The organism is Joostella atrarenae (assembly GCF_021764745.1).
In the GTDB taxonomy this organism is placed as follows: Bacteria; Bacteroidota; Bacteroidia; order Flavobacteriales; family Flavobacteriaceae; genus Galbibacter; species Galbibacter atrarenae.
In genome coordinates this window covers 1-507 of record NZ_JAETXX010000049.1, presented here as the reverse complement: position 1 = coordinate 507, position 507 = coordinate 1, and the positions used below count along the sequence as shown (strand labels likewise).

1 protein-coding gene is annotated in these 507 nt (G+C 32.1%); it reads right to left on the bottom strand.

What is annotated here, in order from left to right; translation table 11 throughout:
- Positions 1–134: 134 nt before the first annotated feature.
- Entirely contained in the window at positions 135–470 is a 336-nt protein-coding gene (locus JM658_RS17025) for a hypothetical protein (RefSeq protein WP_236961103.1), read from the bottom strand.
- Positions 471–507: the final 37 nt, after the last annotated feature.

Sequence of the window (507 nt, the reverse complement as noted above, 5' to 3'; positions counted from 1 at the left end):
GGTTACGTATAAGAATAGTGCGGTTTTGTGTGCGAGGATTTTCCGCAGGAAAATCAGACGTAACAAAAAAGTACGAACTCTCGATTAAGCACTAATCTAAGCATTATTTTTATACTTTGTTGTAACACGTTTTTTTATTCAGCCCAACCGTGATAAATATGTAACATAATCAGTAAAATAGTTAGTCCAAAAATTATAAATCCGTTTATTTTATTTTTTCTTAAACCCCAAAATCCAATACCGAGTAAAATTCCGAAAGCTATTCCGTAAGTCAAATTCACGTATGAGTAAAGTTCAGCCGTTCTGTAATAATAAGGAACAGGTCCTTCTCCGCCAAAAGGATAAAATTCGGTTTCTTTTTTAATTCCAATTTTATAAAATTCAGCGAGTCCAAAAAACGAATAGAAACCGCTCAAAAGAATTGCAATTCCAGTTATTATTTTTTCGAATATGGATTTTTCTGTTTTCAATTATTTGGTAGAGTGTCGGTTTGGTTAAATGTGTTAC